Origin of the sequence: Nocardiopsis valliformis DSM 45023 (genome assembly GCF_000340985.1) — a bacterium.
GTDB lineage: Bacteria > Actinomycetota > Actinomycetes > Streptosporangiales > Streptosporangiaceae > Nocardiopsis > Nocardiopsis exhalans.
In genome coordinates this window covers 190,831-206,158 of the sequence record NZ_ANAZ01000012.1, presented here as the reverse complement: position 1 = coordinate 206,158, position 15,328 = coordinate 190,831, and the positions used below count along the sequence as shown (strand labels likewise).

The window sequence follows — 15,328 nt, the reverse complement described above, 5'->3', positions numbered from 1 at the left end:
CATGAACGTTGAGCTGGTCCCCTGGGACCAACCCGAGGCCGCCGAACTACGTGCCGGCCAGCGTCGGGAGATCGCCGAGCGCTACGGCACCCCCGACTCCGAACCCGGTACACCGCCCTCCGCCGGAGACATCGCGGTGTTCGCGGTGGTGCGCGACGACTCCGGAACTGCCGTGGGCTGCGGTGGCCTGCGCGACCTTGGCGAAGGGTTCGGCGAGGTCAAAAGGATGTACGTACTGCCGGAGAGCCGCGGCTCGGGTGCAGCTGCCGCACTGCTGCACGCCCTGGAGGAGTGGGCGCGCGGCCGGGACTGGAAGTGCCTGCGGCTGGAGACCGGCGACCGCCAGCCGGACGCGGTGCGCTTCTACACAAGGTCGGGTTACACGCCGATCGCGCCCTTCGGGGCCTACGCGGACGAGCCCAGCTCACTGTGCTTCGAGCGGGTGCTCTAGCGGGCCCGGTCCAGGCGGGGTACGCAGGAAACCGGCCCCGGTTCCTCCCCCACGACGGAGAGAACCGGGGCCGGTGATCTGTCCCGGGCCGAAGGGCCCGAGCCGACTCAGTCGCCGCTGTGCGACCGGTTACTGACCGACGTCACGGCCGGCCTGGTGCCAGATGCACGCAACCGACGGGCGGGGGAAGTCACCGTCGGGCCAGGTACTGGTCGGCGACTCGAAGGTGCCGTTGTCGCCCGGGTGCTGCGGCGCGAGGAAGACGGTCTTGTTGTCCTTACTGATGAAGGGACCGCAGGCCTCCGCGCTCACCGGCACCGTGGCGAAGGTCTTGAGCTCGCCGCGGAAGCGGCCCTCGACCGGCATGACGTGCAGGGCGTCGGCCGTGCCCATCGAGCCGGGCTGGCCGTCGGTGGAGATCCACAGGTTGCCGTGCTTGTCGAAGGCCACGTTGTCCGGCGCCGAGATCGCCATCACCTTGGACTTGTCGAAACCCGCGTAGTAGGAGTCGTCGTCCTCCGGGTCGCCGCAGACCAGCGGCACGTTCCAGCCGAAGGTGGTGGCGGCGTTGTCATCGCCGTCCTCGATGATCTCCAGGATGTGGCCGTAGCGGTTGGGGCCGCGCGGGTTGGGCTCGTCGGCCTGGCCCGGCTCGCGGGCGGAGTTGTTGGTCAGGGCGCAGTAGACCTTGCCGGTGACCGGGCTGGGCTCGAAGTCCTCGGGGCGGTCCATCTTGGTGGCGCCCGCGGCGTCGGCCGCCAGGCGGGTGTGGACCAGTACCTCCTCGACGCTGAACCCTTCGATGAAGCTCTGGGTGGAGTCGCACAGGGCGATCCACTCACCGGTACCGTCAAACTCCCCGTCAGAGGGAAGGGTGCCGGAGCCGTCGATCTCCTCGGGAGGACTGTTACCGGTGAGCTTGGCGACGTAGAGCGTGCCCGCGTCCAGCAGCGTCATGTTCTGGCGGCGCGATCCCTCGACGAAGCGCCCGTCGCTGACGAACTTGTACATGTAGTCGAAGCGCTCGTCATCGCCCATGTACACCACGACCCGCCCGTCGGCGGCCAGGATGGTGTTGGCGCCCTCGTGCTTGAATCGGCCCAGCATGGTGCGCTTGACCGGTTTGGCCTGGGGGTCGAGTGGATCGATCTCGACGACGTAGCCGAAGCGGTTGGCCTCGTTGGGGTGCTTGGACAGGTCGAAGCGCTCGTCGACCCGGTCCCACCGGCGGCTGGAGGTTCCAGTGCGCAGGCCGTAGCGGTTGGACTCGGGGGTGCCGGGCGCGTTGCTGAAGTACTGGTGGAAGTTCTCCTCGCAGCTGAGGAAGGTACCCCAGGGAGTCATCCCGCCCGCGCAGTTGTTGAGCATGCCCAGGACCTCGGTGCCCGTGGGGTCGGCCTCCGTCTTGAGCAAGTCACTGCCCGCGGCGGGACCCGAGATGACGAGCGGGGTGTCGGTGTGGACGCGCCGGTTGAAGGAGCGCTCGCCCTCTGACAGCTTCCACTGGCCGGTACCGCCGACTCGCTCGAGCTCGACCAGGGAACCGCCGTGCGCGGCCATGACGACGCGGAGCTGCTCGAGGTCGGCGCTGGCTCCGCCGTTCCAGCCCGCGAACATGATGCCCTCGTTGGTGTACTCGTGGTTCACCCAGAGCAGGCCGTGGTCGTCATCGAGCTGGTGAAAGGCGACGTAGTCGCAGTTGTAGCCGAACTGCTGGGCCTGGGCCTCGGCGGTCTGGGCGTTGACGTCGAACTCGGGGGCGCCTGGCAGGACGGGGTCGCCCCAGCGGATGATGACGTGCTGCTCGTAGTGCTTGGGCACGGTGAGGGCGTCGTCGTTGTTGGGCAGCACGTTCTGGAAGGTGAGGCGGGGCGAGGGATGGGGACGGTTCGGCCCGCGCTCAGCCGCGGCCGGGGAGAGGGCGGCGAGCCCGAGGGCGCCGGCCCCCGCGGTCACCGCGCCGGCGCGCAGAGCCGACCGGCGGGACAGGACACCCTGGAAGATATCGCCAAAGTAGGAGTTGGAGCTGGTGTTGGGAGCAGGCTGGAAACAGGCTTCACCACAGCGGTAGTGGCACGTCGCGCGGGATCTGCCGCCGCCCACGGGGTCGAGGAGGGGAAGCCGACGGCGCGGGGTCGCGGATTCGGGCACGCGTTACTCCTTGGGGATCGTGACCGCTCACGCGCCCGGAGACGAGCTGCGGGGCTCCGCTCAGGGGCACGGAAGCGATCGTGCAGGAGGTCCTGCCTGGTCGCTCACGACCCTGGCCGAGGTTTCACACTCTCCGGTGAAACCCGGGTGAACGCACTTACAACTCCCCCCGCATGGCGGAGGTAATCACTATGAGCAGTCATATGAACACTCACCGTCGGACCTTGTGGTGATCCTCGCCTACCCGCTCACGAACGTCCACGAGCCTCGCCCGGGTGAGCCCCGCGTGTTCGCGCCCGGACTTCCACCACCGTGCCGGGTACCCGCCCGTCCCGAAGGCGGAGCTCATTCACCGGAAGGGGGTTTCCTCCGCCACTTGACCTCGGCCGCCTCCATCCTCCGATCGACTGTCGGCCTGATCTCCGCCCACACGGTTCTCGACGACATCGCCGAGATCTTCGACGTCGACCCCCAGCGGTAGTTCGGAACGGGCTTTGTTTAACTCTCCGGGACCGTGGGTGGTGAACACCTTCGGGTCCTGGTGCATGCTCGGGGTAGGACAATCCGCGAAAGCACCACCAGGGGCAACGGAGACGACTACGGTGAGCGACAAGAACGATCCGACAACCGAAGGCAGTCACATGTCCGCTCCGACAGTGGCCGAGCAACAGGCGTCAGAGTTCGACGGCCACGTAGTCCTCCCCATGCCGCCGCAGGACGGTTTCACCGCCGATGACCTCGACCGCATCCCGGATCTTCCGCCTCATACCGAACTCATCGACGGAAACCTGGTATTGGTGAGCCCGCAGAAGCTGTTCCACATGCTGGTCCTCAAAATTCTGGAGCGTGAACTCGACCAGCATGTTCCCGACGGTCTTCGGGTAGCAAGGGAGTTCTCCGTCAAGCTCGCCGAGCGGCAGCGGCCGGAGCCGGATCTGCTGCTGGTACGTGCGGAGGCGTTCCGGGAACTGGAACAGACCTGGTTCCCGCCCGAAGCGGTGGAACTGGCGGTCGAGGTGGTCTCCAAGGAGTCTGAGGTCAGGGACCGGGAACGCAAGCCCGAGCTCTATGCCCGTGCCGGAGTGCGCTTCTACTGGCGGATCGAGCAGGACGGGAACGACGCGGTGGTCTACGAGTACGAGAACGACCCGGCTAGCCCTTCCGGTGACTACGGCAAACCGAACGTCCACCGGAAGACGCTCAGGACCTCCGCACCCCTGGAGCTGGAATTCGATCTGACGGACATCCTGAACCGCTGAGCTGACAGACGAGGGGGAGGCACTGGCGTCCGGTGCCTCCCCCTCCTCGTGCTTCACCCCTACACGCGGCGGTCGTTTGTGGCCGGCCCGACCACAGCCGCTGCCTTCTCCGTGAAGGCGCTCCCCGGAGAGCCGGGACGACCAGGCATTCTTCGCTCCTCCAAACGGAGTTCGCCCACAGGACATGCCGGTGTCAATCAATGGCGCAACGGTGAGAAGTGCGTTCCGGGTAGTGATTCGTGAATGCCCGGACAATCTGATACCGCGTCTGGGTTGTTCGCTTCTTGGCGGGTCGCCCGGACGAGAGAAATCGGCATTGGCAGCGAAGGTGAATCCGAGCGAAGAGCTTCGGGTCATTCCGTCCTGCCGTGATCAGAGGAGCACTGTGCCCGACAACCCCCGGATTATTCCTGTCTATCCCCGCCCCAGCAGCGGTGTGATGCGCCGGACCGCGCTGCGTTGCGCCGCGGTCCTGGCGGCCGGATCCGCGACGGCCGTTCTCGGATTCGCGGGTGTAGCGAGCGCTGACTCCGCGACCGCCGGTCCCCCCGGGCCGCCGCACGGCCCGGACGTCCTCGACGTCGCCCACCGCGGAGCCTCCGGTTACGCCCCGGAGAACACCCTCGCGGCCATCGAGGTAGCCGCCGAACTCGGCGCGAGCACCGTCGAGACCGACGTGCAGCGCACCGCGGACGGTGAGCTCGTCTTCATGCACGACGTGACCCTGACCCGGACCACCAACGTCGAGGAGGTCTTCCCGGACCGGGACTCCTACGCCGTCGGCGACTTCACCCTGGCGGAGATCCGCCAGCTCGACGCCGGGTCATGGTTCGGTGCGGAGTTCGAGGGCGAGCCGGTGCCCACCCTTCAAGAGGGGCTGGACCTCATGAAGGAACTGAAGCTCGGTTTCCTCCTGGAGATCAAGGCGTCCGCGAACCACCCCGGCATCGAGGCGGACATCGCCGAGGTCCTCCACAGGAACCCGTGGTTCCTCTCGCCGGGGTCGCTGCCCGGGAAGCCCGGATATGACCGCCTGGCGATCCAGGACTTCAACTGGGAGGTCGTGGAGAGTTCGCGCGAGCTCTACCCGCGCCACATCCCGCACGGGCTGCTGGGGGTCGTGCCCGTGGACGAGCTCGAGGACTACTCGTGGGCCGACCAGGTCAACCCGAACCACAACCGGATCGACGGCGACTACGTCCAAGCCGTGCATGACGCGGGCATGGAGGTCCACACCTACACAATCAACAACCGCGAGGACATGCAGCGGGCGATCGACTGGGGTGTGGACGGCATCATCACCGACTACGTCGATGTCCTGCTGGAGGTCCTGGACGGCTCCCCCTCAGCCGTAGCCTGACCCCGCCTGGCCCCGGGCCGGGCCACCGGTCCCGGCCCGGCCCGGCACAACCTCAGGCCGGACCGGCCACCGCCGCGTCCACGGCGTCCTGGATGCGGCGGCGCAGGGCCGCGCTGCCGGCTCGGGTGGTGCAGACCTCGACGATGCGCAGGCCCTCGCCGAGGAGGGCCTTGGGCAGGTCGGTGGCCCATTCGACCTTGGTGTAGGGCAGGTCCGCCACGGCGGCGACCTTTTCCATGGAGACGCCGTGCGGGGTGCCGAACACTCGCTCGAAGTCGGGGTGGCCCGCCTGTTCCAGGCCGGAGAAGATGCCGCCGCCGTCGTTGTTGACCACGATGATCACCAGGTCGGGGCGCGGTTCGCCCGGACCGATGATCAGGCCGTTCTGGTCGTGCAGCATCGCCAGGTCGCCCAGGAGGGCGTAGGCCTGCCCGTCGCCCTCAGACTGATGGGCCAGGGCGGCGCCGATAGCCGTGGAGACCGTGCCGTCGATCCCGCTCACCCCGCGGTTGCCGACCAGGCGCACGCCGCAGCGGGCGCGCATGGTGGCGTCGAGGTCGCGGATGGGCATGCTCGAACCGGCGAAAAGCAAGGATCCGGCGGACAGCTGGGAGACCAGGTCGCGGGCCAGGCGGGGTTCGGAGAGTGCCTCGTCGGCGTCCAGGACCCCGTCGACGGCCTCGCGGGCGGTGGCCTCGGCCCTTTCCCACGAACGTGACCAGTCGGTGCGGCGGGGCTCCTCCCAGCTGAGGTCGGCGGGCGGGGCGACGGCCGCGACCACGTCGGTGGCGGTGCGCGCGGGGTCGGAGAAGGCGTTAACCAAACTCGCGGCCGGGTCGCCGAGCACTCCGGCGGTGACCACCACGTGGCGTTCGGCGCGGCGCAGGTAGGCCAGGATCTGCCGGGACAGGTTCGGCCGTCCCACGCTCACGACCAGCTCAGGGGTGTGCTCGGCGGCGAAACCGGGCGAGGCCAGCAGCTGGCGGTAGGTGGACACGGCCCCGACCCGGCGGGCGTTGGAGGTGGGCTCGGCCAGCAGCGGCCAACCGGTCACCTCGGACAGCGCCAGGAACGGCACCGGGTCGTAGTCACCGTCACCGCAGACGATCACACCGCGTTCCACGTCCGGCAGGACCAGCGGCGCGGGTTCGGTCAGGGGGCCCGGCCGGGAGATCCACGGGCTGTTGTCCCCACGCCCGTCCAGAGGGGCCGTCCAAGTCGGGGCGACGGCGGGCTCGTCCGGGGTGAGCGGCTCACGGAAGGCCACGTTGAGGTGGACCGGGCCGGGGCGGCCGCCGATCGCCGCGCCCCAGGCGCGACAGCACAGCGAACGCCAGTACGCCACCATGCCGGGGGCCGGGTCGGGGGTGCCGACCTCGGCGAACATGCGCACGGCACCGCCGTACAGACCGATCTGGTCCACCGTCTGGTTGGCTCCGGTACCGCGCAGCTCCGGCGGCCGGTCCGCGGTGAGCACCAGCAGCGGAACCCCGCTCTCGTCGGCCTCCATCACCGCCGGATGGAAGTTGGCGGCCGCCGTACCGGAGGTACACACCACCGCCACCGGCCGGCGCGAGGCGCGGGCCAGTCCCAGGGCCAGGAAGGACGCGGAGCGCTCGTCCACCCGCACATGAACCCGGATACCGGGGTGGGCGACCAGGGCCAGAGCCAGGGGCGTCGAGCGCGACCCGGGCGCGACGACGGCCTCGGCCAGCCCGCAGCGGGCGAGCTCGTCGACGAGGACCCGCGCCAGGGCGGTAGACGGATTCATCAAAGTCTTTCGTTCGTCAAGGTGTGTACCAGTATCACCGCGCGGTCCGACCCGACCGTACGACCCCCGGCCCTTCCAGTGAACCCCCTCCGGTGGCGAGAGGCGAACCAACCCGGCTGTGATCTCTTGCCCAGATCCTCTGACCGCCGGGTCGGCCGCCTCTCATCCCGTGTCACCGCGTTGCGGGGTCAGGCGTTCCTCGACCCCGCTGTCAGGGCCTCGGCCGCCCGCGCCCGCCAGGCGGCGGGGTCGGTCTCGACCGCCGCCAGCGCCCCCTCGTCCACGGCCACCGGTCGGACCGGCAGGACCCCGTCCTCGGGCAGCAGTGGATCGGCGGTGACGTCGGCGGTCAGCATCTGCATGGTCGCCAGTCCGCAGGCGTAGGGCAGTTCGGGAAGGGCGGCCGCCAGGGCCACCCCGGCGGCCAGTCCCACGGACGTCTCCACGGCGCTGGAGACCACCACCGGCAGACCGCAGGCCTCGGCCACCCGCAGTGCGGCGCGCACGCCGCCCAGGGGCTGGACCTTGAGCACCACGATGTCCGCGGCGTCGGCGGCGCGCACCTTGAGCGGGTCCTCCGCGCGGCGGACGGACTCGTCGGCGGCGACCGGAACGTCCACCCGGCGGCGGACCGCGGCGAGTCCCTCCAGGTCCGCGCAGGGCTGCTCCACGTACTCCAGGTCGAACCGGTCTAGTTCGCGGGTCATCCGCACCGCGGTGTCCACGTCCCAGGCGCCGTTGGCGTCCACCCGGACCCGGCCCGAGGGTCCGATCGCAGCGCGCACGGCCTCGACTCGGGCCACGTCCTCGCGCCAGTCCTGGCCCCTCTCCGCCACCTTGACCTTGGCCGTGGCGCAGCCGCCCGCGGCCACGATCTCCGCGGCGCGTTCGGGGTCCACGGCAGGCACGGTGACGTTGACCGGCACCCGCTCGCGCAGCGGTTCGGGCCAGCCCCGGTGGGCCGCCTCGTGACAGGCGGCCCACCAGCGGGAGGCTTCGAGCGGCCCGTACTCGGCGAAGGGCGAGAACTCGCCCCACCCGGCGGGGCCGCGCACCAGCATTCCCTCACGGACCGTGATGCCCCGGAAGCGGTTGCGCAGGCCGATCGCGAAGGCCCGCCCCCCGGCGGGGGTCCCCGCCGGGGCAGGCTCCGAGGCCGCGGTCACGGGCGGCGCGGGAACTTGTCGAACTCCGGACGGCGCTTCTCCTTGAAGGCGTCCCGGCCCTCCTGGGCCTCCTCGCTCATGTAGTAGAGCATCGTGGCGTCACCGGCGAACTGCTGCATCCCGGCGGCACCGTCGCTCACGGCGTTGATCGCGCCCTTGAGCATGCGCAGCGCCAGCGGGGACTTCTCCAGCATCTCGCGGGCCCACTGCACGGTCTCCTTCTCCAGATCCGCGAGCGGCACGACGGTGTTGACCATGCCCATGTCCAGCGCTTCCTGGGCGCTGTACTGGCGGCACAGGTACCAGATCTCGCGGGCCTTCTTCAGGCCCACGGTCTCGGCCAGCAGCCAGGAGCCGTAGCCGCCGTCGAAGGAGCCGACCTGGGGGCCGGTCTGCCCGAACTTGGCGTTGTCGGCCGCGATGGTCAGGTCGCAGCAGACCTGGAGGACGTTGCCGCCGCCGATGGACCAGCCGGCGACCATGCAGATCACGGGCTTGGGCAGGCGGCGGATCTGCACCTGGAGGTCGAGTACGTTGAGGCGGCCGATGCCCTGCTGGGCCACGGCGTCGTCGCCGATGTAGCCGTCGTCGCCCCGGATCTTCTGGTCGCCGCCGGAGCAGAACGCCTGGTCGCCGGCGCCGGTGAAGATGATCACACCGACGCTGGAGTCGTCCCGGGCGATGTTGAACGCTGTCTGGAGCTCGAAGAGCGTCTGGGGACGGAAGGCGTTGTGCCGCTCTGGGCGGTTGATCGTGATCTTGGCGATGCCCTCCGCGGTCTCGTAGATGATGTCGGAATACTCGCCCGACCGCTGCCAGTCGATCACGCTGCTCACGGCTTCTGCTTCTCCTCACGGGGATGGGGACGGTGTGGGTGCCGGCCGTCGTGCGACCGGGCTACCCAAGCGTCAACCCTACGCATTCTGCCAGGCGAGCCGGGACGGACAGGCACGCCCCCGGCGGTGGGCTACGACCTGGGCCCGCCGGACGGCGCGTCGTGCGAACGGGCGTACGCTGGGGCACCGTGGCACAAGCAAGCGAACCCCGGTCCCCGTTTCCCGACCGCGAGGGCGATCGCGCTCTCCCGGCAGGTCGCGCCCTCCAGGCGGTACGCGGGCTCTCCCCCGAAGACCTGAACCGGCTGCTCTCCGAGGCGTTGGACGGTACCGGCCCCGCTCTGCTGCCCGTCCCCGACGGCACCCCCGACGCCCGCGTGGACGCGCTGCTGGCCGCCATGCGCCCGTCGTCGCTGCGCACCCCGGACGGCATCACCGACCTGGCCGGGGGCGCCCCCGTGGGGTCGGACGCGGCGCTGCTGATCACCACCTCCGGATCGACCGGCCAACCCAAGGGCGTGGAGCTGTCCGCGGCCGCCCTGCTGGCCTCGGCGCGCGCCTCAGTGGCCCGGATCGGCTCCGCTCCCGGTGACAGCTGGCTGTGCGTACTGCCCGCCGGGCACATCTCCGGTATGCAGGTGATGATGCGCGCGATCGTCACCGGGACCGAGGCGGTGCACGCCGCCTTCGACGTCGACGCGGTGCTGGAACTGGCGCACGGGCTGCGCCCGCACGTGTCCCTGGTGCCCACGCAGCTGCGCCGCCTGCTGGCCGCCGGCGCGGACCTGAAGGTGTTCGGCACGATCCTGTTGGGCGGGGCGGCCGCAGAGCCCTCGCTGCTGGAGGAGGCCCGAGCTGCGGGCGGGCGCGTGGTGACCACCTACGGGATGAGCGAGACCTGCGGCGGGTGTGTCTATGACGGCGCGCCCCTGGACGGGACCCTGGTCCGGATCGCCCGGCCCACTGGTGCCGAAGACCCCGAAGAACCCGGCCGCATCCTGCTCGGCGGTCCCGGCCTGCTCACCGACTACCGGCTGCCGCCAGGCGCATCCTTGGAAGGTATCCGGGCCACATCCGAAAACGAGGCCGGGCTGGCCGTGGACTCCGACGGAAACCGCTGGCTGCACACCAACGACCTGGGGCGTGTGGACGCCGAGGGCCGACTGCACGTTCTGGGCCGAATGGACGAGGTGGTCAACACCGGTGGCCACAAGGTGGTCCCCGGCCAGGTGAACGCGATCCTGGCGGCGCACCCTGAGGTGGCCGAGTCGGTGGTGGTGGGCCGCCCCGACCCCGAGTGGGGCGAGCGGGTGAGCGCGGTGGTGGTGCCGGCCGACCCCAAGGCCCCGCCGACGCTGGCGGCACTGCGCGCCTGGGTGCGTGAACGGCTGCCCGCCTACGCCGCCCCCAGGGAGCTGGACTTGCGCCCCGCTCTGCCGATGCTGGCCTCGGGCAAACCGGATCTGGTCGCGCTCCGCCGGCCCCATTCCTAGACACCGGCACGAACCAGGGGCTTCTCACCCCGGTGATCTTGCTACCAGAAGCAAGTTCGGCGCCTTGGGTTTCGGTGGTACCGCGCTCCTGGTAGCAAGATCACGGTGAAGGGGGCGGTCGCAAACCGGCGTTTACCGGTGCGGTCCGTACACGTGGGACCCTGGCCCCTGGAAGACCTTGTCCGGAAGGCGGGGAACTTCCGAAAGCTCCCTGGCGTCTACTTGAGTATCCGGTTTCTTCGGCCCCTCTTCCAAGGAGGTCCGCGGTTGGCGGCAGCCATCGGTCCACTCGTCCGCTCCCCTGCGCCCTCCCCCGTGCTCGGAACCCCTGGTGCGCGGCGGTCCGAGCGCCGAAGCCAAGCGTGTTCCTTTACCCGCATGGGTTCGCATTCCGCCACTCATGACACAGTGATCTATGCCACCATCGCCGATATCCAATCGAGACAGGGAACATTTGACTCGCCGACACGTTGGACATATTGGCGCGTCCAGTCGGCGGTAACCCTCCGCCACGTGCCACACGTCCTGGAAGGGAGGGAGGTGCCCACATGACGAGCACTGCCCTAGCCGCTTCGAGCCCCGAGGCCGAAGTCCCCGGTGACCACGCTCCGACCGAGGGCCGCGCCGCCCACACGGCGCTGACCGACCTGCTCACCCAGGGGCGCGCTCAGGGACACCTGTCCCTCTCTGAACTACGTACCGCTTTCTCCGCGGCCGGAGTCACCTCCAGTGACGGCCGCTCCATCCTGCGTGAACTCACCGAGAACGGGGTCCGACTCGCCAACGGGGGCGAGAACGGCAAGGACTCCGCACTGGTGGCCGACCCTGACGCCGAGGACGACGTGCTGGAAAACACTCTCATCGCGACGGTGCCCGACACCGACGAGGCACCCAAGGCCGCATCCGGCAAGGGCGCTCCGCGCAAGGCCCCCTCCACCCGGAGGAAGGCCCGCACAACGCGGCGCACCAAGAAGACCGAGACCACCCAGGCCACCACCGATCCGGAAACCGGTGAGGCCGACCTCGACGACCAGTCACCGGCCATGGGCGACTCGGTCCACACCTACCTCAAGGCGATCGGGCGGCGCCAGCTGCTCACCGCCGAGCAGGAGGTGGACCTCGCCAAGCGGGTCGAGGCCGGACTCTACGCCGAGTACCGGCTCGGGCTGCACGGCGAGATCGACGAGACCGCCAAGATGGCCGACGTCGAGCGCGAGGAGCTCGAGTGGGTGGCCGAGGACGGCCGCAAGGCCAAGTCCCACATGCTCGAGGCCAACCTGCGCCTGGTCGTCTCCGTAGCCAAGAAGTACAGCGACCGGGGAATGTCGCTGCTGGACGTGGTCCAGGAGGGCAACCTCGGCCTCATCCGCGCCGTGGAGAAGTTCGACTACACCAAGGGCTTCAAGTTCTCCACCTACGCCATGTGGTGGATCCGCCAGGCCATCCAGCGCGGGTTCGCCGACTCCGCGCGCACCATCCGCCTGCCCGTGCACGTTCTGGAGCTGCTCAGCAAGGTGAGCCGGCTGGAGCGCGACATGCACCAGGCGCTGGGCCGCGAGCCCACGCCCGAGGAGCTGGCGCTGGAGCTGGACAAGACCCCGACCCAGATCGAGGAGCTGCTGCGGGTCACCCGCCAGCCGATCAGCCTCGACTCCACCATCGGTGAGGACGGCGAGACCCGCATCGGTGACCTGATCGAGGACGTGGACGCCTCGGAGGCCTCCGAGGTGGTCGACCGCCAGCTCATGGCCGACCAGCTGCGCAATGCGCTCTCGGACCTGGAGCCGCGCGAGGCGACCATCATGTCCCTGCGCTTCGGTCTGATGGACGGCCGACCGCGCACCCTCGACGAGATCGGCAAGCACCTGGGGCTGACCCGGGAGCGGATCCGGCAGCTGGAGAAGCAGTCGCTGTCCAAGCTGCGCCACCCGAGCCGGGCCCAGCAGCTGCTGGACTTCGCCAGCTAGGGAAACAGCGAAGACGACCGTGGAGCCGTCCCCCTCACGGGGGGCGGCTCCACCGCTGTGTCCGGTCCCGTCCGGGCTCAGGGACAACCCCGGTTTTCCCCTGGGGTCCCCTGAAATCCGCGTTCACCCGCTGTTCGCCCGCGGCCGCCGGTGCGAGCATGGCCAGATGACGAACAACCCCCAGCGGCAACAGGACGAGATCGCCGCCGCGCTGCGCGCCAGCCGCGAGCTGGGCCCCGAATACGACGAGGCGGTGGCCGCCTCCCTCGTCGAGCGCGTCGACGACACCATCGAGGAACGCGTCAAGCACCACGTGGCGCGCCAGATGGGCGCCAACGAGGGCCGCCGGGGGCTGCCCGCCAACAACGTGCGAATGGTCCTGTCCCTGGTGTGCCTGGGCATCAGCATCCCGACGACCGCCATCGCTGCGGGGATGGCCGGTGCGGCCGGGATCTTCCTCGTGTGGGCGGGCCTGATCGCCTTCTACCTGATCTCCGTGACCGGCCTGCGCCGCTGAGGGCTCCTCGCGCGCACCCACCGTCCGGTCGAGCAAGCGAAGCGGGGGCGGGAACCGCGTCGGTCCCCGCCCCCGGTTTCGTGTGCGCCTCCGCCTCAGAGCGCCACGGCGTCAGTCACAGGCCACGAGGATGAGATCCTGGGTGTCGGCCTCCCGGTCCAAGGCGTCCGCGAGGCCCACTTCGTCACCGTGGTCCAGCTCCCAGATGACGGCGTCAACAGCATCGAAGCGCTCGGCCGCGTCCTCGCGGAGCAAGCCCCTGGCCGCCTCTTCGAGAAGCCTGACATCATCCCGGTGGTCTTCAAGCACGGCGCGGTGTTCGTCGTTGTAAGGGATGTCGTCGACCAGGACGTCCTGGTCGATGCCCGCGGCCGCCAGGTCCACGGCGGGCATCTGGCTGTGGATGCTGTCGCAGGCGGCGTCGATGTCGGCGCGGTTCCCGGAGCAGGCGGTCAGCGCCAGCGTGGCGGCCAGGGCGGTGGCGGCGAGGGGGAGGGCACGGGTGAGTGTTCGGGGGTGGGACACGGGTACTGCTCGTTTCCTTCTCGGGGGTTCTTGTGAGGGGGCCACACGGATGCGAGCGGGGACCGCGGGCGGGGGATCAGCCGGGGATAGGATCAGAGCAGGGCGACGATCACCAGGATGATCAGCAGGCCGACCACGGCCACCAGGCATCCGACCAGACCGGCGAGGCCGCCGCTGCGGCGCGGGACGAAGTCCGGACCGTCGTTGTAGTAGTGGCGGTTCCGACCGCCGTACCAGCGGCGCCGCGGCCGCGTGCTGTGGGCGGCACCGGCCACGTACGCGGGGTTGGTCCGGCTCGCGCGCGAGGCACGCCTGGGCTTGGGGGTTCGTGCGGGCCGTGCGGAGCCGCCGCCACGGGAGTTGAAACCACCGCCGGCGCGCGCGGCACCGCCGCTGCTGCTGCCGCCGCGCGAGTTGAAACCACCGCCGGAACGGCTCGCACCACCGCTGCTGCTCCCGCCACGGGAGTTGAAGCCGCCGCCGCGCCGTGCGGCACCGCCGCGCGAGCTGCCGCCACCGCTGCTGGAGCCACCGGAGCGACCGCCGCCCGAGCGACCGCCGCCGGAACGTCCTCCGCCCGAACGTCCGCCGCCAGATGACCGTCCGCCGCCAGATCTCCTGCTCATCGGCGCCTCCTTGGGGGTAGTCGTTCGACGCCACCGGGGGAAGGCGACGCACTAGAACAGTAGCGTTCGGTAACGCCGTTCAGGTGCGTTGGGCGGGTTTTCGTCCGGTTACGGTCATCCCGGGCAGGGACGGAACCACAGGGGCCCCTCGCGCGTCGTGACGTACCGGGCCGGGTCTCAGCCCTCCAGGGCGGCGCGCAGGATCTCCACGGCCTCGTCGTGCTCCAGGCCGACCCGGTTGATGACCTCGGCGTAGGCCCTGGCCGCGGCGAGGGCCTCGGCCCGCTGGTCGTCACCGGCGGCGGCCACGAAGGTGCCGGAACGGCCCCGGGTCTCCACCACTCCGGCCTGTTCGAGTTCCCGATAGGCCCGGGCGACGGTGTTCACCGCGACCGAGAGCTGACCGGCCAGTGCGCGGACGGTCGGCAACCGGTAGCCGACCGGGAGCTCGCCGTTGGCCGCCGCGATCGCGACGACGGCCCGGATCTGTTCGTAGGGCGGAACTTTCGACGCCGGATCAATGCGGATGAAATCCGCCATGCCCTTCTTCGCTCCCCACCTGGCTTGCCGACTGCGCACCCGGTGCGGGCCGGGCGTTCCCCCAACCTATCCCCCACCTGCTTTCCATCCACAACCCCCCGCCGGGAAACAGGCGCAGAACAGGTAAGGAACCGGCATGAAGAACCCCACGGGGTGAGCCGTGGGGCTGTCAGGACTGCCGGGCGACCGCGTCCGACGGGCCGGGGTCAGGCCACCGGCGACCGGGGCACCCGCGGGATGCCGTGCAGCCGGTGGGCCTCCCGGGCGGTGAGCAGCCGCTCGGCTACCTGGGTGGCCTGCTTGATCTCGGGCCGGGCCAGGCGCTTACGGCGCTTGATGCGGTCGTCGTAGCCCTTCACACCGACCAGCACCCGCTCCTGCGCGTAGGCGGCCCGCATCGCCTCGGTGAGCGCGGTGTCCAGCTCCACGCCGCGTTCGTGGACCTCCTCGACCGGGGCGCCCTCTTCACGGGCACTGTCCAGCGCCCGCTCGGCCTCGACCACCGACCTCAGGAGGTCGGGCAGACGCTCGGCCCGCTCCTCGTCCTGGGCGAGGTGTTCCCGCGCCTTCGTCATGTCCTGCTTGGCAAGTCGCATGTCCGCTCTCCGTGGGAGTACCGTCAGCCGTGTCGAGGCAACCCTATGGGTGACGAAGATCATCTGGCGA

Annotated in this window: 14 protein-coding genes; 6 read left to right on the top strand and 8 right to left on the bottom strand. The window is 70.1% G+C overall.

Going from position 1 to position 15,328, the window contains the following annotated elements:
• Position 1: 1 nt before the first annotated feature.
• Positions 2–451: a GNAT family N-acetyltransferase gene (locus tag D457_RS0113335; protein WP_026116615.1), complete on the top strand. Its 450-nt coding sequence runs from the start codon at positions 2–4 to the stop codon at positions 449–451.
• A 129-nt stretch (positions 452–580) separates the two neighbouring features.
• Here D457_RS0113335 and D457_RS0113330 read toward each other — a convergent pair whose 3' ends face one another.
• The gene (locus D457_RS0113330; protein ID WP_017581166.1) at positions 581–2,602 is read right to left on the bottom strand and encodes a PhoX family protein; all 2,022 of its coding nucleotides are present in this window, start codon (positions 2,600–2,602) and stop codon (positions 581–583) included.
• A 641-nt stretch (positions 2,603–3,243) separates the two neighbouring features.
• Here D457_RS0113330 and D457_RS0113320 point away from each other — a divergent pair.
• Positions 3,244–3,861: a Uma2 family endonuclease gene (locus D457_RS0113320; RefSeq protein ID WP_017581164.1), complete on the top strand. Its 618-nt coding sequence runs from the start codon at positions 3,244–3,246 to the stop codon at positions 3,859–3,861.
• Positions 3,862–4,246: 385 nt separating this feature from the next.
• Entirely contained in the window at positions 4,247–5,221 is a 975-nt protein-coding gene (locus D457_RS0113315; RefSeq protein ID WP_239646089.1) for a glycerophosphodiester phosphodiesterase, read from the top strand.
• A 52-nt stretch (positions 5,222–5,273) separates the two neighbouring features.
• Here D457_RS0113315 and menD read toward each other — a convergent pair whose 3' ends face one another.
• The 3 genes from menD to menB all read right to left on the bottom strand — a co-directional run bounded on the left by menD (position 5,274) and on the right by menB (position 8,994).
• Positions 5,274–6,992: a 2-succinyl-5-enolpyruvyl-6-hydroxy-3-cyclohexene-1-carboxylic-acid synthase gene (gene menD / locus D457_RS0113310; protein ID WP_017581162.1), complete on the bottom strand. Its 1,719-nt coding sequence runs from the start codon at positions 6,990–6,992 to the stop codon at positions 5,274–5,276.
• A 188-nt stretch (positions 6,993–7,180) separates the two neighbouring features.
• Positions 7,181–8,158 (bottom strand): o-succinylbenzoate synthase, encoded by a 978-nt coding sequence (locus tag D457_RS0113305; protein WP_017581161.1) that lies wholly within the window; start codon positions 8,156–8,158, stop codon positions 7,181–7,183.
• Complete coding sequence (gene menB / locus D457_RS0113300; RefSeq protein ID WP_017581160.1) at positions 8,155–8,994, bottom strand: 1,4-dihydroxy-2-naphthoyl-CoA synthase; 840 nt, start codon at positions 8,992–8,994, stop codon at positions 8,155–8,157. The genes D457_RS0113305 and menB overlap by 4 nt, the downstream gene beginning before the upstream one ends.
• A 188-nt stretch (positions 8,995–9,182) precedes the next feature.
• Here menB and D457_RS0113295 point away from each other — a divergent pair, with 188 nt between their 5' ends.
• The 3 genes from D457_RS0113295 (at position 9,183) to D457_RS0113285 (ending at position 12,971) form a co-directional block, all read left to right on the top strand.
• On the top strand, positions 9,183–10,487 hold the full coding sequence (locus D457_RS0113295) for an AMP-binding protein (RefSeq protein WP_026116613.1): 1,305 nt from the start codon (positions 9,183–9,185) through the stop codon (positions 10,485–10,487).
• A gap of 548 nt (positions 10,488–11,035) precedes the next feature.
• On the top strand, positions 11,036–12,454 hold the full coding sequence (locus D457_RS0113290; RefSeq protein WP_017581158.1) for an RNA polymerase sigma factor: 1,419 nt from the start codon (positions 11,036–11,038) through the stop codon (positions 12,452–12,454).
• A 166-nt stretch (positions 12,455–12,620) separates the two neighbouring features.
• Positions 12,621–12,971, top strand: a complete 351-nt coding sequence (locus tag D457_RS0113285; RefSeq protein WP_017581157.1) for a hypothetical protein — start codon at positions 12,621–12,623, stop codon at positions 12,969–12,971.
• A 111-nt stretch (positions 12,972–13,082) separates the two neighbouring features.
• Here D457_RS0113285 and D457_RS0113280 read toward each other — a convergent pair whose 3' ends face one another.
• From D457_RS0113280 to D457_RS0113265, 4 genes are all read right to left on the bottom strand, one after another.
• Complete coding sequence (locus D457_RS0113280) at positions 13,083–13,496, bottom strand: hypothetical protein (protein ID WP_017581156.1); 414 nt, start codon at positions 13,494–13,496, stop codon at positions 13,083–13,085.
• A gap of 92 nt (positions 13,497–13,588) precedes the next feature.
• Positions 13,589–14,122, bottom strand: coding sequence for a hypothetical protein (locus D457_RS37020; protein ID WP_239646088.1), 534 nt, complete (start codon positions 14,120–14,122; stop codon positions 13,589–13,591).
• 177 nt (positions 14,123–14,299) lie between these two features.
• A complete protein-coding gene (locus D457_RS0113270) occupies positions 14,300–14,662 on the bottom strand; it encodes a GntR family transcriptional regulator (protein WP_017581154.1) in 363 nt (120 codons plus the stop codon).
• A 206-nt stretch (positions 14,663–14,868) separates the two neighbouring features.
• Positions 14,869–15,258 carry a hypothetical protein gene (locus tag D457_RS0113265; protein WP_017581153.1) on the bottom strand — a complete coding sequence of 130 codons (390 nt, stop codon included), beginning with the start codon at positions 15,256–15,258 and terminating at the stop codon, positions 14,869–14,871.
• Positions 15,259–15,328 lie beyond the last annotated feature (70 nt).